Here is a 26,341-nt window from a genome sequence, read left to right on the forward strand (position 1 = left end):
AGTTGCGCCATGACCGGCGACCCCGAGACGCAGGCCCAGGCCGACCGCGAGCTGTGCGGCCTGATCAGCGGCCTGGCCAAGCAGATCGAGGCGCACGTCCGGGTCCGCGCGGCCACCCTCGGACTGACCGCCTCGCAGGGTGTCGCGCTGCGTGAGCTCACCGGCCCCATGACCCTGCGCGAGCTCGCCGAACGCATGAGCTGCGAGCCCTCCAACGCCACGTTCGTCGCCGACCGCCTCGAAGAACAGGGCCACCTCGAACGCCATCCGCACCCCGGCAACCGCCGCGCCAAGCAGCTCGTCCTGACGCCCTCGGGCGCCGAGCTGCGCGAGCGCCTGCTGGGCCTGCTCGCCGAGGAGTCCCCGCTGGCGCCGCTGTCCGCCGAGGAGCAGGACGCCCTGCAACGCCTTCTGGCCCGCGCCGTCGTCGCCTGACCGGTCAGCGGACGAGCTTCCCCGGTGACCGGTCCGGGAAGGCGACGAGCAGGTGATCCTCGACCGGAGCGCCGGGATCGTCCTCGTCCCGTTCCCGCGTGCGCGCGTGGACGCGCAGCCGCTAGCGCCCGGGACTGCCCGCGTAGGGCCCGATCCGCTCACGGCAGCCCGCACCGGGGCCGGTGAAGCCGTACCGGGCGCCCGCCTCGGCCCCGACCACGACGAGCGGCAGCGCCAGCACCGTGGCGGCGAACAGCCGGGGCACGCGGCCCGTCACGATCCCGCTCCTCACGGCGGGTGCGGCCAGCTCGTGCGCCGTGCGCGCCAGCCACACCGTGTGGCACGCGCCGAGCGGGATCGACCCGAGCCACGGGTAGTGGAACAACAGCTCGCCACCCGGGAGAGCGAGCGCGGACAGGTGAGAGACGGGCCAGAAGAACAGGGCGACCCAGCCGATGCCGACCGTGAGGCCGCTCCACCGCCCGTCGCGGCGCTGCCCGGCGAGGATCATCGCCACGCAGCAGCCGGCTGCCGCCAGGCCCGCCGGCCGCGCATCGGCGGCGTCCAGGAGGAGCCACAGCAGCGGCGCCAGCGCCCCGGCCAGGCCGAGGGTGACGGCGGCCACCCGGAAGCCCGGCGAGACGCCTCGCATGACCCGGACCAGCAGGATCACGGTGGCCGTCCAGACGGCTCCGCTCGCCACGTGGTCCACGGGGCGGGGCAACTCGTCGAGGAGCTCCCAGAGCACCAGGTCACCGGCGACGCCCACGTACAGCAGACGCCGCGGCCACACCACGCCGGCCGGCGGCTGCGCGGCGGCCGGCAGCGCGGGGCCGCGCAGGATCTGCCACAGCATCCACGCGTTGACCCCGCAGCTCCCCAGGAGCAGCGGCAGCCGGAACTCCCGCGGGACGGGCGGCCACGGCAGGCCCGTCGCGGCCACCGACACCGCCCGGTGGTCGCCGGACACGACCGAGACCACCGCGGCGGCGGCCACGGCGGCCAGGTAGAGCGTGACTGCGGCGGCGGCCGGACGCCCGAAGCGGTGGCGCCGGACGCGCGAGAAGGTGCGAATGCGGATGATCTTAACGAGGCCGCGCGGGTTTGTCGGTGCGATGATCTACCGTCCCGGCCATGACTGCAGCGACGCGGGCGTACCCCAACGCCGCGCCCTCCCCCCGCTTCCACCAGGGACGCACCCCGGGCGGCTCCCGATGACCGTCTGGACGGAGATCCGTGACCTGATCACGCGCAACGACGTCACCCGCCTGGCCGACCGGCTGGCCGCGCTCACCGAGGAGGAGCGCGTCGAGCCGGCCGGGCGGCTGCCCGGTCTGGTCAAGGAACTGCGCGCCGCCCGCACCGAACGGCTGCGCGCCCGCCATTCCGGCGACCTCGAGGAGATGATCTCCTGGGAGGTCGGTGACATGCTCGACCGGCTGGCCGGGGCGCTGCTGCTGGCCGGCGTCGGCCTCATCACCGGCCCGGCGGCCGCCGTCGCGTGGATGACCAGCCGCGACGTCAACCGCCGCTGGGCCGACGCCCTCGACGTCGCCGGCGTGTGCCGGGTTGCGGCCTGCCGCCCCGAGCCGTGGCGGAGCGAGGTCGCGGTCCGGCTGGCCCAGCGGATCCGCCGCCCCGCCGACCGCATCGCGCCGCTGGCCGTGGCGCTGCTGCGCGACTCCGGTGCCGCGCCGCCCGGCCACGACCCGCTGGTGGCCGCCTGGCTGACCGCGCCGGGCGTGACCGGCGACCCACTGACCCCCGCGCTGCTGCCCCGCATCTTCACCGCCGAGGGCGCGGGCCGTGCCCTGCGGGAGGAACGGCTGGAGCCCCGGCCGACCCGCTGGCTGGCCGCCGCCGCCCGCGAACTGCCCCGGGACCAGGCGCTCGACGGTTGCGTGAGCCGCTTCCTGCGCGGCGGCGAGGCGCAGGACCTGCGGTTCTTCGTCCGGCTGCACACGCTTCTCGACCCCACGCCCGCCGAGACCGCGCCCCGCCTGCGCGACTACCTGCGCTTGCTGCCGTCGGCCCCGGGCACGGTCGCCGAGCTGGCCGTGGTTCAGGTGCGGCGGGCGATGCCGCTCGACCGCGCCGACCTGGCGGAGGCGGTCGACGCGCTCACGTTCCGGGCCGAGTCCAAGCTCGCCACCACCGGCCTGCGCTGGCTCGACCAGGCGCTCCTGGCCGAGCCCGAGTCCGCCGCCGGGTTCGTCACCGCGCTGACCACGGCCTACGCGCACGCCTCCTTCGACGTGCGCAACCGCGCGGCCGAGCTGACGCTGAAGCACGCCGGCCTGTTCGCCGCCCATGCCGAGACGATCCTCGACGCCGTCCGCCACCTGCCCGCCGACCTGTCCGCCGATCTGGCCGTGAGGGTGGCCGAGCGGTTCGGCGGGGAGATCCCGGCCGAGGAGCCGCAGACGCGCAAGGAGTTCCCGCCGCTGCCCGAGCCGCCGGAGGCGCGGCCGTTCCCCGAGCCGTCGATCTTTCCCGGTCGGCACGAGGGGTGGATCGACGAGGAGCGCTGGCTGGCGGCCTTCGTCGCGGGCGCCGCCGCCGACCGGGCGAAACTGCGCCGTGAGCTCCAGCCCTATGTCGTGAGGCACCAGGGCCACTGGCGCTCCAGGGACGTACGCCTCAATCCCGGCGACTGGCGTTGGGTGCTGTCCGCCGAGCTCGTCAGCCCCGGCAGCGTGCCGGAGCCGCCCCCGATCGGGCCGGAGAAATACTGGGACAGCGCCAGCTTCTCCGTGGGGGTACGCGTCCTCACCCGTGGCGAGGAGCCCGAGCCGGAGCCGCCGTCCATGAGGATGTCCATGAGCTCCCAGCGGCCCGGCCGCCACCTCGCGGACGACGCCCCGCCGCGCGTCTTCACCATCACCTGGACCAGCGACGACGGCCCCGGCAAGGCCGTGGCCCACGAGGACGGCCGGCCGATCCCGTTCGCCGACGGCCGCGTCCGCCTGAACGACCCGCCCACCCGCGTCGGAGAGGAGAGCTTCGAGGGACCGTCCGGCCGCTCGCGGTCGGTGCGGGGGAGACCCGGCGTCCTGTACGACGACTCCGGCGAGGCCATGCCGTCCTTCGTGCTCGACGACGCCTACGAGCGCATGGCCGAGCTCGGCGTGGACCCCGCCCGGATCGCGGCGATGCGGGCGGGTGAGCAGGTGCCCCCGCCGGCCCCGGACGAGCCGCTCGTGGGGGTGTGCGTCGACTTCTTCCCACCCCGGCTGCGCTCGGTCATGCCTCCTGAGCTGTCCGAGGAGGAGGAGTGGCGGCGGCGCAACCGGCTGCCCCACGGTCGCGTCTCCCCGTTCCACGAATTCCTGCTGCACCGTTACGTGGAGGTCGCCGAGGCCCTCCGTGACGACGCCCTCCCGCCGGTGCTGCTGGCCACGCCGACCTGGATGAACGGCCACCTCGACCCTGACGTGCTGGTCGACCGGCTGGAGACCTGCGCCGCGGCGGGAGTGGAGCCACCGCCGGCCGACCTGGCCCAGGCGCTGCTGCGGCTGCCCCGGGGCAGCCATCCGGCCGCGGCCGAGCGGGCCGCCAAGGTCGGCTCCGCCGCGGCCCGCTCGGCCGCCCGCTGGCTCGCCGGCGACGGCCTGGCCGATCCCGCGTGCGGCCACGTGTGGCGCCATCTGGCCGGGGCATCCATGGTCGAGTTCGGCGACGGCGAACCTCGGCACTTCTCCGAGGTCAGGCTCCGGCCCGTGCTGCGGGTGACGGCCCCGACCGGGCACCGGCTGATCGACGAGGTGCTGCTGCGCCCACCCGCCGACCGGAGCGTCGACGAGTCCAGCGGCACGCTGAGGGGCTGGCCCGCCATGCTGCCCTCGCACCGCGAGATCGTGGCCGTCAACCTGCTGCCCTTCCTGCTGCGTGACCGCTGGAGCAGGAGGATCACTCCGGAGGAGGTCACCGGACTGGAGCTCGCCGACGGCCCGGCGGGTGAGTCCACGGCGGTGATCCTCGCCTTCCTCCTCGCCGAGGGCGTGCCCGGCCTGGTCCCGTCGATCCTGCGCATGGCGGCGAGGGGCGGGCTGCCCGCCGAGGCGATCGGCCGGCAGCTCGCGCTGGTGCTGCGCCGCACCTGGCAGGAGACCCGCCCCGCCATCGCGGCCCTCACGGAGCTGGCGGAGGCGGGCGGCCACCACGAGGTGTGGCGCATCCTGACCACCCTGCTGCCCGGGATGCTGCCCGGCGGGGGCCGCACCTCCGTGACCCACGCCGAGCTTGTCGCCTTCGCTGCCGACGTGGCCCGCTGGACCGGTGCGCGCGGGGAGATCCCGGTCGTCGGCGCCTACGCGCGCAGCCGCCGTACGACCCGCATCGTCCACGAGTGCAGGCGCCTGCACGCCCAGCTCACCGGGGCCACGCCCGGACTGTGACGAATCCACGCGCACTGGTGACGGATGCCTCTGGGCGGGCCGCTCCCGGCTGACTACCGTTCCTGGCGGAACAGGAATGGCGGACAGGGAAAGGAGCACCACCATGCGATCAGCCAGCCTGGCGGCCGTCCTGGGCGCGGCGGCCCTCGCCGTGGCGCTGGGGGCCGTGCCCGGCCACGCGGCGGCCGCTGACGCCGTCTGCTTCTCGGGGGGCCGCACGCCGACCGGCGGCGGATACTACGAAGTGTCGGGATACGGGTGCGACGGCCACAGCGGCACGAGCGTCACGATCCGCTTCGGTGAGGCGGCCGGAACGTACGACTGCGGGTGGACGTTCCTGTGGAACAGCCAGCTCGGCGCCGACAACTGCACCCTGACGTCCTGACGTCCCGGCGCCTTCCGGCACGGCGCTTCAGTCCGGCGCGGTACGGGGCCGGAGGAGGAGAGCGGCGGTGAGGATGGCGGCCAGGTAGAAGCCGCCCGCGCCGAGCATCCCGGCCGTGTAGCCGCTGGTCAGCGCGTCGTGCAGGGGAGTGCCCGCCGGCCGGCTCGCGGTCGCGGCGACGGCGACGCCGGCCAGGACGGCCAGGCCGAGGGCGCCGCCGATCTGCTGGCTGGTGTTGACCAGGCCGGAGGCGATGCCCGAATGGCTCGCGGTGACGCCGTGGACGCCGCCGATGGTGGCGGCGACGAAGCCGATGCCCAGGCCGATCCCGGCGACGAGCTGGGCGGGCAGGAGCACCAGGAGCGGGTTCTGGCCAGGGGTCAGCAGGCTGAACCAGCCCATCGCCACGGCGGCCACCGCCATCCCGATGATCAGGACCGTCCGCGTGGACGCACGGGCCTGCAACCGGGGCCCGGCGACGCCGGAGCCGAGGCCGATGCCGATCGCGAACGGCAGGTAAGCCAGCCCGGTGATCATGGGCGAGTACTGGTTGATCGCCTGCATGTAGAGGGTGAGGAAGTAGAACGTGGCCAGCTGCCCGGCGCCCATGAGCAGCATGACCAGGTTGGCGCCGAGCCTGCCCCGGTCGGCGAGCACGCCCGGGGGCAGCATCGGGGCGCGGGCCTTGCGCTGGATGAGCACGAACGCGGCCAGCAGCGCGGCGGTGGCCGCGGCGAAGGCGAGGGTGAGCCCGTCGCCGACGCCGTGGGAGCCGGCCCGGTTGATCGCGTACACCAGGGAGCCGAGGGCGAGCGTCACGGTGGCCGCGCCGGGCAGGTCGAGGCCGCCGCGCTCGCGGGTGCCCGGCATCAGGGCGAACGTGCCGGCCAGGACCAGCAGCGCGATGGGCACGTTGACGAACATGATCCAGCGCCAGCCCAGATACTCCGTCAGCGCGCCGCCGAGCAGCAGGCCGGCGACGGAGCCCAGGCCGCCCATCGCGCCGTAGACGCCGAGCGCCTTGTTGCGCTCCGGCCCGGCGGGGAAGGTGTCGGTGAGCAGGGACAGCGCCGCCGGGGCGACGATCGCGGCGCCGACGCCCTGCAGCACCCGGGCGGCGATCAGCACGGCGGCGTTGCCGGCCAGGCCGCCCAGCAGGGAGGCGGCCAGGAACACGACCAGTCCGGCGCGGAACAGCCTGCGCCGCCCGAACAGGTCACCGGCGCGCCCGCCGGCCAGCAGCAGGCCGCCGAAGGCCAGGGCGTAGGAGGTGAGCACCCAGTCGAGGTCCGTCTCGGCGATGCCGAGCCCGGCCCCGATGACGGGCAGGCCCACGGTCACGATGGTGCCGTCCATCACCATCAGCAGTTGCGCGGCGGCGATGACCAGCAGGGCCAGGCCGCGCGTCTCGGTCCGGGGGGCGGTTCGCGTAGTCATTTCTCGGGACCTCAGGCGGTGACGGCGCGGTGAAGCGCGGCGGCGAGCAGATCATGTTCGGGGTAGGACCAGCCGAAGCCGAAGCGGCGGCGCGTGTAGCCGAAGGCGATGCCGTTCATCGGGTCGGCGAAGGACTCCGAGCCCGCCGAGCCGTCGTGGCCGAACGCGTTCGCGCTGAGGAACCCGTACCGCAGGCCCTTGGCCTGGAAGCCGACCGCGTAGTTGCCCTGGTCGCCGCGGACCAGGTCGGCGCCGACGGAGTGGAGCTGGGCGAACGCGCCGATCGTGTCCGGCTTGAGCAGCGGCGGCCGGCCGTTCAGCCCCCACATCGCCGCCGCGTACAGCCCGGCCAGGCCGCGGGCGCTGCCCACCCCGCCGGCCGACGCCTGGCCGTTCGCGCGCACCGCGCGGGTGTTGACGAAGGCGGCCTGGTCCAGCGGCGGCGTGCTGTTGAGCCCGTACCCGATGCCGAGGATGCTGTGCGGCCCCGGCACGTTCGACCAGAACGCGGCCTCCTGCTCGGGCGTGGCGGTCCACCACTCGATCGGCCGGAACCGGCTCTCCTGCTCCTCGGGCAGCCCCAGGTAGAGGTCCAGCCCGTACGGGGCCCGCACGCGCTCCTCGTAGACCTGCTGCAACGACCGGCCGGTCGCCCGCCGGATCACCTCGTTCACCAGCGCGAACGTGACGAACCCGCCGTAGCCGTAGGCCGAGCCCGGCCGCCAGTACGGGCGCTGCCCGGCCAGGCGTTGCGCGATCACCGCGTCGTCGGCCAGCTCGGCCGCCGACAGCCCGCCGTCCACGCCGATCACGCCGGAACGGTGCGTCAGCACGTCCCGCAGCGTGATCCCGCCCTTCCCGGCGGCGGCGAACTCCGGCCACCGCGCGGCCACCGGCTCGTCCAGGTCCAGGACCCCCTCCTGCACCAGCAGCGCCGCCACCAGCGTCGCGGCTCCCTTGGTGGAGGAGTAGACCGCGGTCAGCGCGTCGCCACCCGCCTCGTCGTCCCCGGCCCACAGATCCACCACCTGCCGGCCGTGCGCGTAAGCGGCGAGCTGCGCGGGGATGTCATGCTCGGCCACGACCCGGGCGAACGTCTCCCGCACCTGCTCGAAGCCGTCGGCGACCGTTCCGTGAACGTCCGTGTTGCTCATGCCAGAACCTTTCGTAGGTGTTCAGTCCCCGGCATGACGGACGGCGCGTGGCAAAGGTGACCGAGCCCCCGTCGCGCTGAAGTATCAGTGGACGTTCAGCGACGGTGACAGGAGCAAGGTCAGGACGTACCGGGTCGGCGGCAAGGGGATCAAGACCGTCCGGCTGTCCACGTCGCTCAAGGTCAGCGGCGACGCCTCCGGCTGGGGCGCCGTCCGGGTGCTCGGCCCGGCGAGGAAGACCTCCGGGAGGGCGCCGTTCGCCGTCACCTGCACCGGCGGCGACACCTACACCGGCGACGTCTGGCACAGCGTGAAGACCTCCGCCGAGTACGAGACGGCCACGCCGGCGCCGACCCCCACGGCCACGCCTGCGCCCACGTCGAGCCCTGCCCCGAGCCCGGCCCCCACCCCGACCGGCACCGAGAGCCCGCTCCCGAACCTGGTGGGCAAGGCCCGCATCGCCTTCGAGCGCACCACCGCGTCCAAGTGCCCCCTGACCTTCAAGCTCCACGGGCGGCTCGAAGGCATTCCCGCGGGCGCGCAGTCGATCCAGTACCGCCTCGTCGGCGCCAAGGAGTGGAAGAAGCTCGACGTCCCGGCCGACCACGGCCCGGTCCACAACGCCGTGCTGGAGACGCTGAGCCTGGACCAGGAGTCGACCACGTACTCGCTGCAGATCGAGTTCAACCAGGCCGACCGGCTCAGGACGAACATCATCTACTACTTCGAGTGCGCCGGGCCGAAGGGCAGCAAGCAGATCGGCGTCGCCGCCGACGACATCAAGCGCGACAGCTGGGGCGGCGGCCCGGTGGCCGAGCTGGTGGCCGACGCCATGCTCGAAGCGGTCCAGCCCGTGTCCGGCGCGCAGATCGCCCTGGTCAGCAAGTACGCGGTCCGCTCGCCCGGCGCCGAGATCAAGAAGGGGCCCGTCACGTACGAGCAGCTGTACGCCACGCAGCCGAACGGCCTCCACGTCGACACCTGGTCCATGAACGGCTCCCAGCTCAAGTGGCTCCTGGGCCACGCGAACAAGGAGCGCGGCGTGCTGACCCCGTCCGCCGGGCTGCGCTACACGCTGGCGAACGGGGAGGTCACGGCGCTCACGCTGAACGGCGCGCCGGTGACCGACACGCAGGTGATCAAGGTCGCCGCCAACTACATCCTGGCCGGCGGCTGGGAGGGCTTCCCGCAGTGGAGGTGGCCCGACAACAGCGTCGCCCACAACGGCCCCGACGACCGGGGCGCGCTGGCGTCGTACTTCGCCGACCACTCACCGGTCCGCGCCCCCAAGGGCGACCGCGTCACCATCCGCGGCTAACCCGCCTCACCGGAGACCGTCAGAGGGACAGGAGAGACCATGGCCGCCGAGCTCATCGCCCTTTACACCGAGATCGCCCAAACCGTCCTGCCCGACGACGTCTGCTGGATCGTGGTCCAGCCCCTGACCGGAACGCTCACCGTGGAGGAGGCGGTCACCAGGCTCGGTGGCCGCCCCGAGGAGCTGCGCCGGATGCCTGCGCTGGACGCGGCCGACGAGGCCCTGTCGCTCGGCCAGGCGGCGGACTGTGTCGCGATCCTCCAGATCGGAGGCTTCGCCGGCCTGCTGCCTGAGCTGATGGAGCCGCTCAGCGCCGGTGCCCGCGTCTGGGTGGCCAGCTGGGACGTCAACGCCGACTTCACGATGCTCCTCTGGGCCGACGGCGAGGTGATCGGCGGCTGGGACCCGTACGAGTCCCGGGAGGGCTGGACCGCCGGGCTGGGGCCGATGGCCCCGTACGCCGGGCTGTTCCACGCCTACGACCTCGACGACGACGCCCAGGATGCCCGGTACCGCCACGCGGTCTGCCTGGCGGTCATCGAGTCGGAGAGCGGGGTGCGACTGGATCAGGAGTGGATCCGCCAGGAGCGTCCCACTCTGCCCGGCCGCTGAAAGTTTCTCCGGCTGCGGCCTCGTCACCAGGGCCGTTGCCCGGGGCGGTCGTGGGGCGCCCGCTTCGGGGCGCCGGATGGCGTACTTTACTCCCGCTCGCCCCACATCCGCGTCAAAGGGAGTCCTCGTGCGTAGCTGGCCGGCCCGCGCCGTTGTGTCCTTGTCGATGGTGCCGCTGACGGCCGCCCTGGTGGCCGCCTCCGCCTCGGCCCACCCGGACGCGCGGACGTGCGCGAAGGCGGACCTGCTGTTTTGCGAGGACTTCCAGGCCATGCCCGTCGGCGGCGCGAGCAGTCTCCGCTGGGGCATCGACACCAGGCACGGCACGCTCACCGTCGAGCGCGCCGGGCGGCGGGGGCAGAAGGTGCTGCGGGTGCACACCGAGGGCAACGGCCGCGCGTTCCTGAAGGTGGACGACTTCGCCGCGCCGGGCAACAGCTTCTACGGGCGCGTGCGGCTGCGGGTCGCCGCGTTCCCGGCCGCGCCCGACTGGGCGCACTACACGCTGGTCGAGGCGACCGGCGACGGGCCGGAGATCGTCCGCCCGCTCGGCGGCCAGTACGCGCCGCCGCCCCACGGAGGAGCCGCGTACTGGGGCGTCGGCGCGGACGGCGGCCCCACCGGGGACTGGACGAACTGGCGGACCACCGCGCCCTCCGTCGCCGGGAGATGGACGTGCGTCGAGTGGCACCTGGACGCCGGCGACAACCGCGTCTCGCTCTGGTTCGACGGGGTGGCCAAGCCGGAGCTCACCGTGTCCACCCGGGAGCACGGCGGCAACCCGGTGGACTTCGTCTTCCCCCGCTTCGACACGGTCAAGCTGGGCTGGCAGCTCTACCAGGCGGACCCGGACCCCTCCGGCTACGACGTGTGGCTCGACGACATCGCGCTGAGCAGCCGGAGGGTGGGCTGCTGACCTGACGGCACGGGCGGCGGGCCTACACGGGGGCGAGCTGGCGGGTGATGCTCGGATCGCTGATCGCGGTGTCGTCCGCCAGCGGGAACGCCTAGGACGACAGCGTGTCGGCGATGTCCCACAGGGCGCGCGTGTCCTCGACCGTCCTGGGGATGTCCCCGCCGGCCACCTCGCGCACCACCCGGCGCACCTCTTCCGGGTGCGCGTGGCCGCCCGTGTCGCCCAGGCTGAGCCGCAGCTGCGCCCAGATCCCGTACGCCCTGCGCCCGGCCTCGTCGGCGCCGGGCCGCCCGCCCGCGTCGTAGCGGGCGAACAGGTCACGCGGCATCCTGAGGTGGTGGTCGATCATGTAGCTGTGGGACCGGGGGAAGTCGTCGAGGACGCCCATGTCAGGCGCTCGCGTCTGTGGAGAGGGTCATGGGGGGCTCCGTCGTGGGTCGGTCAGCGTGACGAGCCATAGCTATCAACGGGCACCGACATTTACGGCCGGCCCGTCTCGATGATCGCCGCCACCTCGTCCGCGGTGCTGACCGCCGGCGCCTGGACCAGCCACCACGTGGCCCCGGCCCGCCGATACGGGTCAGGATCGGCGCCCGGCGGCGCGCTCACCGCCACCTCGAACCCCTCCAGGCTCTGCCGATGCTCCCGGACGACGCCGAGCATCTCCACCAGCCCGTCCGGACCGGTCTCCGGGCACAACCCGTCGAACCGCGCCGCCCTTCGCAGCGGCCCGCGCCGTACCGACTGGGCGGCCACCCAGATCGGCACCCGCGGCCGAGGCGCCGGCCGGAACGTCAGGCCGTCAACCTTGTAGTGCCTTCCCTCGTACGAGACCGGCTCCCCGGACCAGCACCTGCGGATCACCTCCAGGCCCTCGTCCAGCATCGCGGCCCGTACCCGGGGATCGGTCTCTTCCCCGAGCCTGGACAGCTCGCCCGAACGGTCCGACCCGAGGCCCACCCCCAGCACGAACCGCCCGCCGCTGAGCTGGTCGAGCGCCACCCCCTGCCGCGCCACGACCTGGGGCCTGCGCCGCGACAGCGGCGTGATCCTGGTCCCGATGATCACCCGGCGGGTCGCCGCCGCGATCGCCGCCAGCCCGATCCACGCGTCGCCCACCTCCAGCCCGGGACGCTCGGGCCGCACCACGTGATCCCAGAGGAACACCCCGTCGAACCCGGCCGCCTCCGCCTGGGCCCCCAGCTCGGCCAGCACCCGCGGATCGGCCAGTTCCCCGAAGGGCGGCAGGTACAGCCCCCAGCGCATCGGACGGCCCGCCTTCCGCGGCGACGGATGATCTCAGCCGGGATCCTAGCCCCGTCCTGCGCCCGCTTCCCGGAGGACGCGCGGCCGAGGAGCAGGCCAGGGAGCCGGTCAGGGAGCAGGTCAGGCCGCCGTGGCCGGTGCGCGCAGGGTCCTGAGCGCTCCGGACCAGGCGATGACCTCGTCCAGCAGCTCCATCAGCGTGGACTCCTGGTGCGGGCCGGGGGTGATCACGCCGGGGTCGGTAGGGGCGGTGGTCTCGAAGTCGGTGAACGCCGACAGCGCCACCTGGGTGCGCACGTTGGCCGCGCCGAGCTCGGTCATGACCTGCCGCAGGTGCTCGACCGCGCGTACGCCGCCGTGCACGCCGTGGCTGACGAAGCCGGCCGCCTTGTCGGCCCATTCGGCGTACAGGAAGTCGATGGCGTTCTTCAGCGCGGCGGGGGCGGAGTGGTTGTACTCCGGGGTGACGAACACGAACCCGTCGAAGGAGGCGACGGTCTGGGCCCAGCGGTGCGTGTGCGGGTGCCGGTAGTCGCCGAACAGGGCGGGCGCCGGCTCGTCCAGCACCGGCAGGTCGTACTCGGCGAGGTCCACGACCTCGAAGGCGGCCTCGCCCGCCGCGACGGCGGGGTGGTGGGCGACGGCCTCGGCGACCCAGCGGGCGGCGACGGCGGTGCGGCGGTGGGGGCGGGTGCTGCCGACGACGACGGCGATCCTGATCACGTCTGTCTCCTCATGCTCCGGTTCGGCGGTCCGGTGGCCGAACCTCCGGTAAAGTACAACGGGCATGGCAAAAAGTAAAACGTGTATTGCATTTTGGGAAGGGTTCCGGATGAGCCGGGAAGACAAGCGCAGGGCGATCCTGGCCGGTGCGCTGACAGTGTTCGCCCGCGACGGCTACACCCGTGCCGGCATCGACACGATCGCCCGCGCGGCCGGGGTGTCCACGCGCACGATCTACAACCACTTCACCGACAAGGCCGAACTGTTCCAGGCCGTCATCCAGGACAGCGCCGCCCGGGCGGCCGACGCCCAGATCGCCGTCATCGACCGCCACCTGCGCAAGATCACCGACCTGGAGGCCGACCTCGTCGACTTCGGCCGCGAGCTCACCGCGCCCACCGGCGACGGGCAGGCCGGGCACTTCGCCCTGGTCCGGCAGATCAACGCCGAAGCCGGGCACATCCCCCAGGCCGCGATCGACGCCTGGCAGGAAACCGGGCCGCTACGGGTGCGCCGGGTGCTGGCCGCCCACCTGCGGCGCTGGAGCGAGCAGGGGCTCCTGCACGCCGAGGACCCCGACCGGGCAGCCGTCCACCTGCTGCTCCTGATCTCCGTCCACGATCCGTCCTACCGGGGCGCCGAGCCCACCGACGCCGAGATCACCCGGACCGTCACCGCCGGCGTCCGCGCCTTCCTGTACGGCCACCTGCGCGCCCGCCCCGAATGAGCGGGCGCGGCTAGACCCCGAGCAGGTCCGTGAGGTCGTCGGCGTGCTCCTCCTCCTCTTCCAGGATCGACTCCATGAGCCGGCGGGTGGTCGGGTCGCCGTCGCCGAGCCAGCGGATGATCTCCTGGTAGGTGGAGATGACGATGCGTTCGGCCCAGAGATTGGCCTGCAGCAGGGCCCGCAGGTCGGTGTCCTCAGGGACCTGGTAGTCGGTGTGCGAGCGCTGGACCAGCTTGGCCGGGTCGAGATCGGGTTCGCCGCCGAGCTGGCTCACGCGCTCGGCCGCGCGCAGGGCGTGGTTGAGCTCCTCCTTGGCGTGCTCGGTGAACTCCTCCGCCACCTGCGCGCGGTCGATGCCCTTGGCGGAGATGGCATGCCTGGTGTAGCGGAGCCAGCACACCACCTCGGTGGCGATCACGTCGTTGAGGACCTCGACGACCTTGCTCGGGTCATGGCCGAACGTCTGCGTGATCGGCCCCTCGTCCATCTTCTGGCGTACCTGGTCACGAATTCTGGTGACATCCAGTACGAAGTCATCCGTCTGCGTCATGTGCTTCCCCGTTTCCCCCGGTGCCTTCTCGGTTCGAAGGTAACTTCGCCGGGGCCTCCACCTGGGTTGCGACACGTGCCGGCCGGGATTCAGCCCGGCGTGCGCAGGGCCAGCATGGCGACGTCGTCCTCGTTGTTGGCGGGGCGCACGGCGGCCAGGAGCAGGTCGCACAGGCCGGGCAGCGGGTGGTGGGAGAGGGAGACGGCGTGCTGCCGCAGGCGGTCCATGCCCTCGTCGAGGCTGTGGCCGGGCGACTCGATCAGGCCGTCGGTGTAGAACAGCAGGGTGGCGCGGGGCGGCAGGTCGAGGACGGCGTCCTGGCGCTCGGTGCCGATGCCGGTGCCGAGCAGCAGGCCGCCCGCCTCCTCCAGATAGCGGGAGCGGCCGTCGGACTCGATCAGCAGGGGCGGCGGGTGCCCCGCGCTGGACCAGCGCAGGCGCCAGCCGCCGTCCAGGGGCTCGACCCGGGCGAAGACGACGGTGGCCATCGTGGTCTCGGCGATGCGACTCACCGCCTGGTCGAGCCGGTTCAGGATCTTGCTGGGACTCTCCTCCAGGTCGGCGGCGTAGGCGCGCAGCATGTTGCAGACCTGCGCCATGCCCGCCGCGGCGTCCAGGTCGTGGCCGACCACGTCGCCGATCACCAGGCCGATCGCCCCGTCGGGCAGGGCGAACGCGTCGTACCAGTCGCCGCCCACGTCGGAGGCGTGCGGGGCGGGCAGGTAGCAGGCGTCCAGCTCCAGGCCGGGCACCCGGGGGAGCTGCGGCAGCAGGTGGCGCTGCATGGTCTCGGCGACGCGGCGCTGCCGCTCGTACAGGCGGGCGTTGTCCAGAGCGATGCCGGCGCGGCGCGCGATGTCCTCCAGCAGGACCAGGTCGGCGCCGGTGAACGGGGCGGGCCGCTCGGAGCGGCCCAGGGTCATGGCGCCGACGACCTCACGTACGGTGCGCATCGGGGCGATGCACGCCGAGTGCATGCCCGTGGCCTGGAAGAGCTTCCGCTGCATGACCGCGACGTCGGAGTCGGGCTCCCCCTGGTAGGTGCTCGGACCGATGAGCGCGGCCGTTACCCCGCGCAGCGCCCGCGACAGCGGCATGGACGACTCCTGCGGCACCGGCGGCATCGGGACTTCGAGGTCCCTGCGGTGCCGCAGCACGCCGTTCTCGTGGTGGACGACGGCGGCGCGGGTCACGCCGCCCTCCTCGGTGAGCAGGTCGATCACCACCCAGTCGGCCAGCAGCGGCACCACCAGGCGGATCAGCTGGCGCAGCGTCTCGTCGGCGTCCAGCGTGGAGGTGAGCCTCGTGGTGGTCTCGGCCAGCAGGGCCAGGCGGTCCAGCTCCGACATGGCCGGGGACGGGTGCGCGGGCTCGGTGGACGGGGACGCGGTGACCTCGTGGAAGAGCACCAGCGCGCCCCGCTGTTCGGTGCCGGTCCGGCAGGCGGTCACCACCCAGGAGATCGGCATCAGCGAGCCGTCCCCGCGTTCGAACCACTCCTCCTCGCCCTGCGCGGTGCGGCCCGCGACGAACGGCTCCCGCATCACGCACACGCTCGGGGGCAGCGTCTCGCCGCTCCTCCCTCGGTGCAGCAGGTCGTGGGCGTCACGGCCGAGCAGCTCCTCGGCGGGGCGGCGCAGCAGGTTCGCGGCCCGCCGGTTGACCTCGACGATCCGGCCCTGGGCGTCGACCACGAGCGCGCCCGCGTCGGACAGATCGCCCAGGTGGCGGCGGCGCGCGCCGTCCACCGTCACGGACGGCCCGCCGTCTCCGGCGGCCGCGTGACCGGCACTCCTGCCCTCGTTCATGCACCGGCCACTACCCAGAAGAGCCGGGGGTTGACAAACACGTTGTGCGCAAGCCGGGGGAGCGCCGCCGTGGTTGGCGGGCGGGGGGCGTGTGTCGATAATGGCGGGTGCCCTTCACGTTGAGCCATATGGTGGCGATCCTGCCGGTGCGGCGGTGGTTACCCGCGTCGGCGCTGGCGATCGGGGCGGTGGTGCCTGATGCGCCCTACTACCTGCCTCTGCCCTTCTCGTCGGCGAACACGCATACGTGGTGGGGGGCGCTGCTGCTGGGCGTGCCGGTGGGGGTGGCGCTGCTCCTGCTGTTCCACCTGGGGCTGCGCAAGCCGCTGACCGCGCTGGCGCCCGCCGCGCTGCGGGCCCGGCTGCCCGGCGTGGTGCGGCCGGCGCCGGTGGCCGTGGTGGCCGCGTTGCTCGCCGGGATGGCCACGCACCTGGTCTGGGACGCGTTCACGCAGGCCGGCGGCTACGCCGTGGCGCACTGGCAGGCGTTGCGGCAGCCGGTCGCGGGCGCGCACCGGGTGTTCAACGTGCTGATGTACGCCAGCTCGGCGGGCCGGCCTGCTCGTCCTGGGCGGCTGGCTCCTGCGGTGGTACCGGCGGGCGCCGGTCGCCCAGGACGAGCACGCCGACCGGGGGCCGCGGGTCACGGGCCGGGCGCGCGGCGCGGTGCTGGCCGCGGCCGTTCTCGCCACGGCCGTCGGCGCCGTGGCCGGCGCGACGTCGGAGCGTGCCGCGGTGAGCGACTATGACCTGGTACGGAGCACGATCCTGGGCGGCGCCGACGGCGTGGCGCTGGCCCTCGCCTGTTACGTGCTCGCCTGGCACGGCTGGACCGCGTTCAGCCGCCGGTGACACCGGCGCCCCGGCCGCTGATTTCACGGCCCGGCCGGGCGCACCGCCTGGAGCGGTTCGGAGCCGCTGGGAACGGCGGCGCGACGGCGGAACCGATCCGGTGTTTGAGTACTGTGGCTGCGCATGACGGAAACGGAGATCGAGATCACCGCGGACCTGGTCCGCGACCTGCTGCGGGAGCAGCATCCGGACCTGGCGGGGCTGGCCGTGCGCGAGGTGGCGGGCGGCTGGGGCAACCAGATGTGGCGTCTCGGGGACGAGCTGGCCGTGCGCATGCAGCGGATGGACCCCACTCCGGAGCTCCAGCTCAAGGAGCGGCGGTGGCTGCCCGTGCTGGCCCCGCGCCTGCCGCTCCCGGTGCCGGCCCCGGTGCGGTCCGGCGAGCCGTCCGAGCGTTTCCCCAAGCACTGGACCGTGATGACGTGGGTTCCCGGCGAGCCGCTGGACCACGGCACGATCAGCCGCGGCGCCCACGCGGCCGACGCGCTGGCGGGCTTCCTGCGGGCGCTCCACGTGGAGGCGCCCGCCGACGCGCCGATGGCCACGGACCGCCGCGCCCATCCCCGGGACCGCACGGCCGGCTTCGAGGAGTTCCTGCAGGCCCTCGACCCCGATGCCGTCGGTGACGCGAGCGCCGTGCGGGACGTGTGGGCCGACGCCGTCGCGGCCCCGGAGTGGGCGGGCCCGCCGGTGTGGGTGCACGGCGACCTGCATCCCGCGAACGTCGTCGTCACGGACGGCACGCTCTCGGGCGTCATCGACTTCGGTGACCTGTTCGCCGGCGATCCGGCCTGGGACCTCGCCGCCGCGTGGGTGCTGCTGCCCTCGGGCGCCGCCGCACGCTTCTTCGACAGCTACGGGCGTGCCGACGAGGCGGCGATCCGGCGCGCCCGCGGGCTGGCCGCCGCGAAGAGCCTCTTCCTGATGCTCATGGGGCAGAACGGGGACCGGGGCCTGCCCGGCGGCAAGCCGCACTGGGGACCCGCGGGCCGGGCGGCGCTCGACCGCGTCCTGATGGGCGTCTGACGCACGTCGGCCCGGCTCAGCGGCTCACGATCGTCTGCCGCTCGATCCGGGACAGCTTCTCCGGGTTGCGCACGTGGTAGGCGCCGGTGACGTAGCCGTTCTCCAGCCGCACCGCCACCACGCCGTCGATCTCGCCGTTGAGCCGGATGAGCAGCCCCGGGCCGCCGTTGATCTGCACCAGCTCGGCCGTCCTGTCCGCGTCGCGCCGCCACCAGCCGCCGGCCAGCAGGCGGGCCACCTTGCCGGCCCCCACGACGGGGCGCAGCAGGGCGTGCCTGACGCCGCCGCCGTCGCTCAGCGCGACGACGTCCGGCGCGAGGATGTCGAGCAGGCTCTGCAGCTCGCCGGTCTCGACCGCCCGCTGGAAGGCCCGGAGCGCGGCCCGGTGCTCGGCGGGGGAGCCGGTGCCCCGGGGTCGCCGCGCGGCGACGTGCGCCCGCGCCCGGTAGGCGAGCTGCCGGACCGCGGCCGGGCTCTTGCCGACGGCCTCGGCGATCTCGTCGTAGTTCAGGTCGAACACCTCGCGCAGCACGAACACCGCCCGTTCGAGCGGCTGCAGCGTCTCCAGCACCAGCAGCATCGCCATCGAGACGCTGTCGGCCAGCTCGACGTCCTCGGCCACGTCGGGCGCGGTCAGCAACGGCTCGGGCAGCCACGGCCCGACGTAGGACTCCTTGCGCCGCCCGAGCGCGCGCAGCCGGTCCAGCGCCTGCCGGGTGACGATCCGCACCAGGTAGGCGCGCTGCTCCCGCACGCTGTCAAGGTCGACGTCCACCCAGCGCAGCCAGGTCTCCTGGAGGACGTCCTCGGCGTCGGCGGCCGAGCCCAGCATCTCGTACGCGACCGTGAACAGCAGGTTGCGATGGGCGACGAACACCTCGGTGGCGGGCTCCACCCGGTCGGGCCCGCCGGGCTGCCCTGCTGCCGTCCGTCCGCTCATGCCTGGCCCCTGCCTGTCCGCACTCAGCTCTACCACACGCACAGGACGCCGCCGAGGGCCGTTCCGTAACACCCTCGGGCGGTGGTCCAGGTCACAGGCCGGCGCTGTTACGGAGCCCGGGCGGCCGGCGTCTCGTGGTCGTCAGGACGCCGTACGGACGAGCCGTGCGGCACGCGAGCCGAGTCCGCGAAGGGAAAGCCTCACCATGTCCGGACCCACGACGACTGATCTCCGGTCGCGCATGCCCAACCCGCTGCCGTTCGTCCCCGAGCTGGCGGAGGTCGGCGGAGCCCTGCACAAGGTCATCAAGAACGGGTCGATCCCGCAGGTCACCGTCCACCTGCTGCAACTGCGCGCCGGGCAGCTGCTCGGCAGCACGTACTTCACGATCAGGGAGACCGGGAACCTGCGCCGGGAGGGGGAGCCGGAGGAGCGCATCACCGCCGTGGCCACCTGGCGGGACGCCACCTGCTTCACCGACGCCGAGCGGGTCGCGCTGGAGCTGGTCGAGGCCGTGCTCACGCCGAACCCGTCGGGCGAGCGCGTCCCCGACGAGCTGTACGCCAGGGCGGCGGCCCTCTATGACGACAAGGCGCTGTGGACGCTCGTCATGGCGATCGCCCACATCGGCTTCTTCACCCCCGCCGCCCTGATCGCCAAGCCGATCCCCGGCATGCCCCCCGGCCAGAACTACCACGTGTGAGAAAGGCGTACAGCATGAGCATCACCAGGATCGCGGTGGCGGGGGCGACCGGGCGGCTGGGCCGCCACGTCGTCGGCGTGCTCACCGAACGGGGGCACGAGGTCGTGCCGATGTCCCGGGCCACCGGCGTCGACGTGATCACCGGCGCCGGTCTGGCCGACGCGCTCACCGGGGTGGAGGTCGTCGTCGACGTCGCCTCGTGGCACGCCTCCGACGAGGAGGCGGCGACGGAGTTCTTCCGCGCCTCGGCCCGCAACCTGCACGAGTACGGGCGGCAGGCGGGGGTCGCCCGGATCGCCGTGGCGTCCATCATCGGCGTCGACAGGGCCACCGCCGGATTCCTCGCCGCCAAGAAGACGCACGAGGAGCTGCTGCTGTCCGGCCCGCTCCCCGTCCGGATCCTGCGCGCGGCGCAGTTCCACGAGTTCGTCGGCCAACTCCTGGACTGGCAGCAGGGCGACGTCGCCTACGTCCCGGCCCTGCCCAGCCAGCTCGTGGCCTGCCGCGCCGTGGCCGAGGAGCTGGCCGGCCTCGCCCTCGGCCCCGAGCCGGACCCGGGCGCGCCGATCCCCGAGATCGCCGGGCCCCGCAGGGAGATCCTGGCGGAGGCGGCCGCGCTCCTCGGCGCCCGCCGGGGCGTCAAGGTCGTCGGCGTCGACGGCGCGGGCATGCCCGACGCGGAGCTCGCCGCCGAGGGCGCGTTCCTGCCCGGCCCGCACGCCAAGCTCGCCGGGCCCACCTTCCAGGAATGGCTCGGCGCCCAGCCCTGAGCCGCCAGGCGATCATCCGAAGAAGGGGACACACGATGACGCAAGCACCACAACTGCCGCCGCACATGCGGCGGAACGGGTTCGACCCGGCCGAGGAGCTGGCCAAGGCCCGCGACGAGGGCGTGACGCTGGTCGAGACGCCGTTCGGCCCGCCCGCGTACCTGGTCTGCCGTTACGACGACGTCCGCCAGGTGCTGTCGGACCCGGTCCGGTTCAGCAGCGCCCTGACGCCGTTCCCGGGAGCCGGGCAGCTGGACGCCGACGAGCTGGCCAGGATGCGGGCCGGGCAGCTCATCGGGTTCGACCCGCCGGAGCACACGCGGCTGCGGCGGATGCTCACCCCGGAGTTCACGGTGCGCCGCATGCGCAGGCTGGAGCCGCGGATCACCGAGATCGTCCAGGCGGCCCTGGACGACCTGGAGAACGCCGGCAAACCGGCCGACCTGGTGGCGCACTTCGCGCTGCCGGTGCCGTCGCTGGTGATCTGCGAGCTGCTGGGCGTGCCGTACGCCGACCGCGCCGGCTTCCAGGAGCGGTCCGTGCGCATGCTGGACACCTCCCTGCCGATGGCGGAGCGCGTCGCGGCGCAGCGCGAGGACCGCGCGTACATGGCCTCCCTGGTGACCCGCGCGCAGGCGGACCCGGGCGAGGACCTGCTCGGCATGCTGGTGCGCGAGCACGGCGGCGACCTCGGCACCGACGAGCTGGTCGGCATCGCCTCGCTGCTGCTGGTCGCCGGGCACGAGACGACCTCGAACATGCTCGCCCTGGGCACCCTCGCCCTGCTGCGGCACCCGGACCAGCTCGCCCTGGTCCGCGACGATCCCGCGCACGCCGAGCCCGCCGTCGAGGAGCTGCTGCGCTGGCTGTCCATCGTGCAGGCGCTGCCGCCGCGCACGACCACGACGGACGTGGAGATCGCCGGGCAGGTCGTCCCGGCGGGCTCGCTGGTGATCTGCTCGCTGCCCGCCGCCAACCGCGACCCCGCCTTCGCCGGCGACCCCGGCGTCCTCGACGTCACCCGGGGGGCCGCCGGGCACGTCGCCTTCGGGCACGGCGTGCACCACTGCCTCGGGGCTCCGCTGGCGCGGATGGAGATGCGCATCGCCTTCCCTGCCCTGCTGCGCCGCTTCCCCGGTCTCGCCCTGGCCGGGCCGTACGACGGGGTGTCCTTCCGGGCGTTCAGCATCGTGTACGGGCTGAACGCGCTGCCGGTGACCTGGTGAACGGGCGGCGCGGGCCGTCCGGGTGAGTCAGGCGGGCACCGGGATCCACTCCGAGGCCGTGGTGGCGGCGCCGAGGTCGTCCGGGTCGGGCGTGACGCCCAGGCCGGGGCCGGTCGGCACCGCCATCGTCCCGTCGTCGCCGAGCGTGAACGGCGCGGTGATGTCGCGCCGGTAGTAGCGCTCGGTCGCCGAGATGTCGCCCGGCAGCGTGAACCCCGGCAGGCAGGCCAGCGCCAGGTTCCCCGCCCGGCCCAGCCCCGTCTCCAGCATGCCGCCGCACCACACGGGCACCCCGCTCGCGCGGGCCACGTCGTGGACCCGCCGCGCCTCCAGGTAGCCGCCGACCCGGCCGGGCTTGATGTTGATGATCGAGCAGGCGCCCTGCCGGATGGCCTCGGCCGCCTCGGCGGCGCTGGTGATGCTCTCGTCCAGGCAGATCGGGGTGTCCACGCGGGCGGCGAGCGCGGCGTGGCTGCGCAGGTCGCCGGGCGCGAACGGCTGCTCGATGAGCGCGAGCCCGAAGTCGTCCAGCCGGGCCAGGTGCCGCAGGTCGGCGGGGGAGTAGGCGGTGTTGGCGTCGACCGTGAGCATGGTGGCCGGGCCGAACGTCTCGCGGACCGCGCGGACCGGCTCCAGGTCCCAGCCGGGCTCGATCTTCAGCTTGATCCGGGCGTAGCCGCTGGTCAGGTGCTTGTCCACGGTTTCGAGCAGGGTGTCGAGGCCGTCCACGACGCCCACGGAGACGCCGACGGCGACCCGGGAGCGCACCCCGCCCAGGTGGTCGGCGAGCGCGGTGTTGCGGGCGCGCAGCCAGCAGTCGAGCACCGCCATCTCCACGGCGGACTTGGCCATCGGGTGGCCGCGCAGGTGGGCGAGCGCCTCGGCCACGTCCGGGGGCCGCAGGTCGCCCCCGGCCAGGGCGGGGACGACGAAGCGCCGGACGAAGCCGGCCGCGCCGTGCAGGTGTTCGGCGGAGTAGGTGGGGTCGTCCTCGGCCACGCACTCGCCCCAGCCCTCGCCCTCGTCGCTCACCACCCGCAGCACCAGCGCGTTGCGGGTGGTCTGCGTGCCGAGCGAGGTGCGGAACGGGGTGACGAGCGGCAGCGCGACCTGGCGCAGTTCGATGCCGTCGAGCCTCATCGCGTCTCCCCCTCCGCCAGCAGGTACCAGCCGGTGCGGGTGAAGCCGGTGACCCGGTAGCCCAGGTCGAGGGCGCCGCCGAGGCCCGCGTGCAGGGCCTCGCGCCAGCGCCGCGCCCCGGCCGGGTCGTCGGCGCGCAGCCGTTCGACGTCGGGCGGCGTCGCGCAGCGCAGCAGCGGCGCCCCGCCGGGCTCGCGCACGACGCCCGTCTCGTCGACGATCGTCCGGAACGTCGCGCCGGACGGCTCGTGCGGCGCGCCCCCGCTGACGGGCCAGGTGACGAACAGCCGGTGGGACGGGCCGCCGTCGTTGAGCCCGTCGCTCATCGGGCCGTAGAAGTCGGGCAGGTACGCGGTCACGCGGGCGCCGAGCCGGGCCAGGTTGAAGAAGGCGTTGCGGCGCACGAGCGGGTCGAAGGTCCACGAGACGGTGGTCAGGCCGCGGTCGGCGGCCCAGGCGCGCTGGTGCTCCTTGAGCGCCCGGCCGACGCCGTGCCCGCGCGCCGGGGCCGCCACTCCGGCGACGTGGGAGTGCAGGCTGCTCCCGGCGGCCAGGAACCCGGCCGCCACCCCCACGAGCTCGCCGTCGAGGTAGGCGCCGCCCACGTAGCAGCCGGCGTGGGAGAAGGCGCACAGCAGGTCGAGGGCGATCGGCGGGTCGTCGCCGGGCCGGGTCTCCCAGACGCCGCGCAGCAGGCTGGCGGCGCGCTGGAGCTCGGGGGTGCCGTGCAGGGTGCGGACCCGCACCCCGGTGGGGGCGGTGGTCAGAAGTTCGGCCATGACCCACAGCATCGCGCCCGCCGGGGCGGGCGGCGTTGGCGCTGACGCCGAACTTCACGGCACCGGTTTTGTGTCGCCGTTCAGCCGCAGTTGGAGGGCCAGGACCAGGCGGGTGTCGGGCTCGTCGAGCGGGACCAGCTCGCCGATGCGGCGCAGCCGGTACCGCAGCGTGTTGGGGTGCACCGACAGCAGTTCGGCCGCGCGGGGCACGTCGTAGTGGGCGGCGATCCACACCGACAGGCTGTGCACGAACCGGGTGCCGTGCCGGGCGTCGTGCGCGGCGATCAGCGCCAGGGGCTCGCCGCGCAGGCTGCCGTTGGCGCGCAGCACGCCGTCGAGGTCGGTGAGGAACAGCGCCGCCGACAGCTCCTCGTGGGTGCCGACCGGCTCGTCGGCGAAGCGCCCGCACAGCGCGCGCAGCGCCTCCTCGGCCTGGCGGGCGCTGGTCCGCAGCGTGGCGACGCCGTCGGAGGTGCGGCCGATGCCGGCCTTCCAGCCGCCGCCCAGCCGCTCGCCGACGCGAGCCAGCGTGTCGGCGGTGATCCGGCGCAGCAGCGGCGTGCACGCCTCGGCGGCCACCACCGCGTGCGCCCGCCCGTCCACGACGCCGGTGACGGCCCGGATCCGGTACGCCAGGTACGTGGTGCGCAGCAGGTCGGCGGCGTGCGAGGCGGCGAACACGTCGGCGGTGCCGTTGGCCGGGCCGAGCGACACCACGGTCAGCGGCTCGCCCGGCGACAGTCCGAAGGAGGCGGCCAGCTCGTCCACCGCGCCCATGCCGCGCAGCAGCCAGCCCAGGCACTCGTCGCGCCGCCGCCGCGCCTCGTCGGCGGCCAGGTTGATGCGCGCCAGATGGGGGGCCGCGGCGGCGGCGGCCTCGGCCAGCACCACCGCCGCGTCGGAGGTCAGCGGCTCCTCCGCCTGGACGGCCCAGATCGTGCCGAGCGCCTCGCCGTGGGAGCGGACCGCGATGGCCAGGCGGGGGTAGAACTCGCGCGGCTCGTAACTCCAGACGGCGCCGTCGGCGCGCATGACGGCGGCGTACTCCTCGGTGTTGGTGGGGTGCTCGGGCACCCGGCGGCCGAGGATGCCCTCGCGGCGCAGCTCGTCGATCGGCTGGCCCTCGACGGTGGAGTAGGCGAGCACGCGCATGGCCACGTCCTCGATGGCGACCGCGCCGCCGACCCGGATCGCCACCTCGTTGGCCAGCGCGAACAGGTCCCCGGCCCGCGCGCCGCCGGGGTCGCCGGCCGGGGCGACGACGGCCAGCAGCGCGTCGACCAGCGTGTAGAGCTGCCCCCACGACAGCTCGGGCGGCGCGGCCAGCAGCGCGGCCCCCGAGGCGGAGGCGGCGGCGGTCAGCGCCTCCAGGTCGGCGCCGCCGGGCTTGACGACGACGGCGGCCACGCGGCTCTCGCCCGCGCGGGCCACCGTCTCGGCCGACGGGCGGCCCGTCACCAGCAGGACGGCCCCGTCCAGGCCGGCCATCTGCTCCTCCGGCTCGTAGATGACCGGGGCCCCGGCCAGGGGCCGCCGCCCGTTCGGCAGGACGAGCGGCCGGATCACGTCCGGGCCGAGGCTGTCGATCAGCACGCCGAGGGTGACCCGGCCGCGGGCGGTCACGGCCGGCCCCGCCGCAGCACCCGGCCGTGCCGGCCGCCGGTCGGCTCGCCGTCGGCGACGGCCTGGCGCCCGGCCAGGAACACGTGGACGACGCCGGTGGGGCGCACGTCCGGCTGCTCGTACGTGCCGGCGTGGCCGATCGTCTCCGGGTCGAACACGCACACGTCGGCGACGGCGCCGGGGCCCAGCCAGCCGCGTCCCACCAGGCCGAACTGCGCCGCCGCGGCGGAGGTCACCTTGCGCACGGCGGTCTCCAGGGGGACGACCTTCTCCTCGCGGACGTAGCGGCCGAGGAAGGTGGGGAACGTGCCGAACGTGCGCGGATGGTTGGGGCCGACGGGCGGCCCGCCGTCGGAGCCGATCGACACCAGCGGGTCGGCCAGGAAGGCGCGCAGGTCACCCTCGTGCATCGTGTGGAAGACCCCGGCCGCCGCCGGGTCGGCCGCCAGCAGGTCGCACAGCGCGTTCCACGGATCGCCGCCGAGGTCGGCCAGCCGCTTCCCGGCCACGCGCGGGTCGCGGTGGGTGAGGATCTGCACGTCGGCCGGGTGCAGCTCGCGCCAGAGGCCGACGCCGATCCCGGTGCCGGGGCTCTCGGCCAGCGCGCGCAGCCTGACCCGCTCGCCCGGGTCGGCCAGCCGCGCCAGCAGCGCGTCCTCGCCGCCCTCGCAGGCGACCGGCGGCAGCACGGCCACCAGCCCGGTGCCGAACGCCAGGTAGGGGTAGACGTCGGCGCGCACGTCCACCCCGGCGGCGCGGGCCCGGGTGAGCTTCTCCAGCACCAGCGCGGACGCGCCGTGCACGGCCCGGCCCGACGCCTTGCAGTGCGAGACGTGCAGGCGGATGCGCGCCCCGGCGGCCACGGCGATCGCCTCGTCGAGCGCGTCGGCCAGCCCCTCGCTCTCGCTGCGCAGGTGCGTGGCGTAGGTCAGCTCCCACCGCTTGGCCACCAGCGCGAGCGCGACCAGCTCGTCCACCCCGGCGTAGGCCCCGGGCACGTACTCCAGGCCGCTCGACAGGCCGTACGCGCCCGCCTCGAACGCCTCGGCCGCCATCGCGCGCATCCGGTCGAGCTGCGTCGCGGTGATCTCGGCGGACATGCCGGCGGCGGCCAGCCGTAACGTGTTGTGGCCGGTCAGCACGGCGAGGTTGTTGGCCGTCCCGGCGGCCTCGGCGGCGTCCAGGTACTCGCGCATGGTGGAGAACGCCGCCCCGGCCAGCACGGACGGGGTGAAGCCGCTCGCGTCGCCGCGCACCGGGGCGCAGGAGAACCCGCAGTTGCCGATGATCTCCGTGGTGACCCCTTGCAGCAGCTTGAACGGCTGCGGCTCGGACAGGAAGGGGACCGTGTCGGAGTGGCTGTGCGGGTCGACGAAGCCCGGGGCCACGACGAGCCCGGTCACGTCGAGCTCCCGCCGGGCGGGCCCGAGGCCGGTGCCGACGGCGACGACCCGGCCGTCGTGGATGGCGACGTCCGCCGTCCTGGCGCGGCCACCGAGCCCGTCGTGGACCGTTCCGTGGCGAAGCAGCAGGTCATGCATGATCGAAGGCTCC

Annotated in this window: 25 protein-coding genes; 12 read left to right on the plus strand and 13 right to left on the minus strand. The window is 74.3% G+C overall.

Features of this window, described 5'->3' with window-relative positions; genetic code table 11:
* Positions 1-9: 9 nt before the first annotated feature.
* A complete protein-coding gene (locus AB0G11_RS13355; protein ID WP_357585890.1) occupies positions 10-435 on the plus strand; it encodes a MarR family transcriptional regulator in 426 nt (141 codons plus the stop codon).
* Positions 436-556: 121 nt separating this feature from the next.
* Here AB0G11_RS13355 and AB0G11_RS13360 read toward each other — a convergent pair whose 3' ends face one another.
* Positions 557-1,432, minus strand: a complete 876-nt coding sequence (locus AB0G11_RS13360; protein ID WP_357585892.1) for a hypothetical protein — start codon at positions 1,430-1,432, stop codon at positions 557-559.
* A 217-nt stretch (positions 1,433-1,649) separates the two neighbouring features.
* Here AB0G11_RS13360 and AB0G11_RS13365 point away from each other — a divergent pair, with 217 nt between their 5' ends.
* Together AB0G11_RS13365 and AB0G11_RS13370 are read left to right on the plus strand one after the other, a co-directional pair.
* Positions 1,650-4,832 carry a DUF6493 family protein gene (locus AB0G11_RS13365; protein ID WP_357585894.1) on the plus strand — a complete coding sequence of 1,061 codons (3,183 nt, stop codon included), beginning with the start codon at positions 1,650-1,652 and terminating at the stop codon, positions 4,830-4,832.
* A 103-nt stretch (positions 4,833-4,935) separates the two neighbouring features.
* Positions 4,936-5,217: a hypothetical protein gene (locus AB0G11_RS13370; RefSeq protein WP_357585896.1), complete on the plus strand. Its 282-nt coding sequence runs from the start codon at positions 4,936-4,938 to the stop codon at positions 5,215-5,217.
* 27 nt (positions 5,218-5,244) lie between these two features.
* Here the strand turns inward: AB0G11_RS13370 and AB0G11_RS13375 are convergent, their stop codons facing one another.
* Both AB0G11_RS13375 and AB0G11_RS13380 read right to left on the minus strand, forming a co-directional pair.
* Complete coding sequence (locus AB0G11_RS13375) at positions 5,245-6,654, minus strand: MFS transporter (RefSeq protein ID WP_219503633.1); 1,410 nt, start codon at positions 6,652-6,654, stop codon at positions 5,245-5,247.
* Between the two features lie 11 nt (positions 6,655-6,665).
* Positions 6,666-7,808: a serine hydrolase domain-containing protein gene (locus AB0G11_RS13380; protein WP_357585898.1), complete on the minus strand. Its 1,143-nt coding sequence runs from the start codon at positions 7,806-7,808 to the stop codon at positions 6,666-6,668.
* A 217-nt stretch (positions 7,809-8,025) separates the two neighbouring features.
* Between AB0G11_RS13380 and AB0G11_RS13385 the strand changes: the two genes are divergently transcribed.
* The 3 genes from AB0G11_RS13385 (at position 8,026) to AB0G11_RS13395 (ending at position 10,654) form a co-directional block, all read left to right on the plus strand.
* Complete coding sequence (locus AB0G11_RS13385; protein ID WP_357585900.1) at positions 8,026-9,126, plus strand: 5'-nucleotidase; 1,101 nt, start codon at positions 8,026-8,028, stop codon at positions 9,124-9,126.
* Positions 9,127-9,165: 39 nt separating this feature from the next.
* Entirely contained in the window at positions 9,166-9,738 is a 573-nt protein-coding gene (locus tag AB0G11_RS13390; protein ID WP_357585902.1) for a DUF6461 domain-containing protein, read from the plus strand.
* A gap of 127 nt (positions 9,739-9,865) precedes the next feature.
* Positions 9,866-10,654: a hypothetical protein gene (locus AB0G11_RS13395; RefSeq protein WP_357585904.1), complete on the plus strand. Its 789-nt coding sequence runs from the start codon at positions 9,866-9,868 to the stop codon at positions 10,652-10,654.
* Positions 10,655-10,745: 91 nt separating this feature from the next.
* Here the strand turns inward: AB0G11_RS13395 and AB0G11_RS13400 are convergent, their stop codons facing one another.
* From AB0G11_RS13400 to AB0G11_RS13410, 3 genes are all read right to left on the minus strand, one after another.
* Positions 10,746-11,042 (minus strand): hypothetical protein, encoded by a 297-nt coding sequence (locus AB0G11_RS13400; RefSeq protein WP_357585906.1) that lies wholly within the window; start codon positions 11,040-11,042, stop codon positions 10,746-10,748.
* A 92-nt stretch (positions 11,043-11,134) separates the two neighbouring features.
* Positions 11,135-11,920 carry an LLM class flavin-dependent oxidoreductase gene (locus AB0G11_RS13405; RefSeq protein WP_357585908.1) on the minus strand — a complete coding sequence of 262 codons (786 nt, stop codon included), beginning with the start codon at positions 11,918-11,920 and terminating at the stop codon, positions 11,135-11,137.
* Positions 11,921-12,040: 120 nt separating this feature from the next.
* A complete protein-coding gene (locus AB0G11_RS13410; protein ID WP_357585910.1) occupies positions 12,041-12,643 on the minus strand; it encodes an NAD(P)H-dependent oxidoreductase in 603 nt (200 codons plus the stop codon).
* Positions 12,644-12,752: 109 nt separating this feature from the next.
* Here AB0G11_RS13410 and AB0G11_RS13415 point away from each other — a divergent pair, with 109 nt between their 5' ends.
* Positions 12,753-13,370, plus strand: coding sequence for a TetR/AcrR family transcriptional regulator (locus AB0G11_RS13415; protein WP_357585912.1), 618 nt, complete (start codon positions 12,753-12,755; stop codon positions 13,368-13,370).
* 10 nt (positions 13,371-13,380) lie between these two features.
* On the opposite strand, the gene AB0G11_RS13420 is transcribed toward AB0G11_RS13415, so the two are convergent.
* Together AB0G11_RS13420 and AB0G11_RS13425 are read right to left on the minus strand one after the other, a co-directional pair.
* A complete protein-coding gene (locus AB0G11_RS13420) occupies positions 13,381-13,920 on the minus strand; it encodes a DUF892 family protein (RefSeq protein WP_219503665.1) in 540 nt (179 codons plus the stop codon).
* An 89-nt stretch (positions 13,921-14,009) separates the two neighbouring features.
* Entirely contained in the window at positions 14,010-15,728 is a 1,719-nt protein-coding gene (locus AB0G11_RS13425) for a SpoIIE family protein phosphatase (protein WP_357585914.1), read from the minus strand.
* A 119-nt stretch (positions 15,729-15,847) separates the two neighbouring features.
* Between AB0G11_RS13425 and AB0G11_RS13430 the strand changes: the two genes are divergently transcribed.
* Positions 15,848-16,477, plus strand: a complete 630-nt coding sequence (locus AB0G11_RS13430) for a DUF4184 family protein (RefSeq protein WP_357585916.1) — start codon at positions 15,848-15,850, stop codon at positions 16,475-16,477.
* A 226-nt stretch (positions 16,478-16,703) separates the two neighbouring features.
* Positions 16,704-17,606, plus strand: coding sequence for an aminoglycoside phosphotransferase family protein (locus AB0G11_RS13435; protein WP_357585918.1), 903 nt, complete (start codon positions 16,704-16,706; stop codon positions 17,604-17,606).
* Between the two features lie 16 nt (positions 17,607-17,622).
* Here AB0G11_RS13435 and AB0G11_RS13440 read toward each other — a convergent pair whose 3' ends face one another.
* Entirely contained in the window at positions 17,623-18,546 is a 924-nt protein-coding gene (locus AB0G11_RS13440; protein WP_357585920.1) for an RNA polymerase sigma-70 factor, read from the minus strand.
* A 205-nt stretch (positions 18,547-18,751) separates the two neighbouring features.
* On the opposite strand from AB0G11_RS13440, the gene AB0G11_RS13445 reads away from it, so the two are divergent.
* The 3 genes from AB0G11_RS13445 to AB0G11_RS13455 are packed head-to-tail and all read left to right on the plus strand — an operon-like array spanning position 18,752 to position 21,245.
* The gene (locus AB0G11_RS13445; protein WP_219503680.1) at positions 18,752-19,249 is read left to right on the plus strand and encodes a carboxymuconolactone decarboxylase family protein; all 498 of its coding nucleotides are present in this window, start codon (positions 18,752-18,754) and stop codon (positions 19,247-19,249) included.
* Between the two features lie 14 nt (positions 19,250-19,263).
* Positions 19,264-20,019 (plus strand): NAD(P)H-binding protein, encoded by a 756-nt coding sequence (locus AB0G11_RS13450; RefSeq protein WP_357585922.1) that lies wholly within the window; start codon positions 19,264-19,266, stop codon positions 20,017-20,019.
* Between the two features lie 35 nt (positions 20,020-20,054).
* Complete coding sequence (locus AB0G11_RS13455) at positions 20,055-21,245, plus strand: cytochrome P450 (protein ID WP_357585924.1); 1,191 nt, start codon at positions 20,055-20,057, stop codon at positions 21,243-21,245.
* Between the two features lie 27 nt (positions 21,246-21,272).
* On the opposite strand, the gene menC is transcribed toward AB0G11_RS13455, so the two are convergent.
* The 4 genes from menC to AB0G11_RS13475 are packed head-to-tail and all read right to left on the minus strand — an operon-like array spanning position 21,273 to position 26,328.
* Positions 21,273-22,385 (minus strand): o-succinylbenzoate synthase, encoded by a 1,113-nt coding sequence (gene menC / locus AB0G11_RS13460; protein WP_357585926.1) that lies wholly within the window; start codon positions 22,383-22,385, stop codon positions 21,273-21,275.
* Positions 22,382-23,164 carry a GNAT family N-acetyltransferase gene (locus AB0G11_RS13465; RefSeq protein WP_357585928.1) on the minus strand — a complete coding sequence of 261 codons (783 nt, stop codon included), beginning with the start codon at positions 23,162-23,164 and terminating at the stop codon, positions 22,382-22,384. The genes menC and AB0G11_RS13465 overlap by 4 nt, the downstream gene beginning before the upstream one ends.
* A 54-nt stretch (positions 23,165-23,218) precedes the next feature.
* Positions 23,219-24,787 (minus strand): helix-turn-helix domain-containing protein, encoded by a 1,569-nt coding sequence (locus AB0G11_RS13470; RefSeq protein ID WP_357585930.1) that lies wholly within the window; start codon positions 24,785-24,787, stop codon positions 23,219-23,221.
* Positions 24,784-26,328 (minus strand): D-aminoacylase, encoded by a 1,545-nt coding sequence (locus AB0G11_RS13475; protein WP_357585932.1) that lies wholly within the window; start codon positions 26,326-26,328, stop codon positions 24,784-24,786. Before AB0G11_RS13475 ends, AB0G11_RS13470 begins: the two co-directional genes overlap by 4 nt.
* Between the last annotated feature and the right edge of the window lie 13 nt (positions 26,329-26,341).

Source organism: Nonomuraea sp. NPDC023979 (genome assembly GCF_040639085.1).
Lineage (GTDB): Bacteria > Actinomycetota > Actinomycetes > Streptosporangiales > Streptosporangiaceae > Nonomuraea > Nonomuraea ceibae.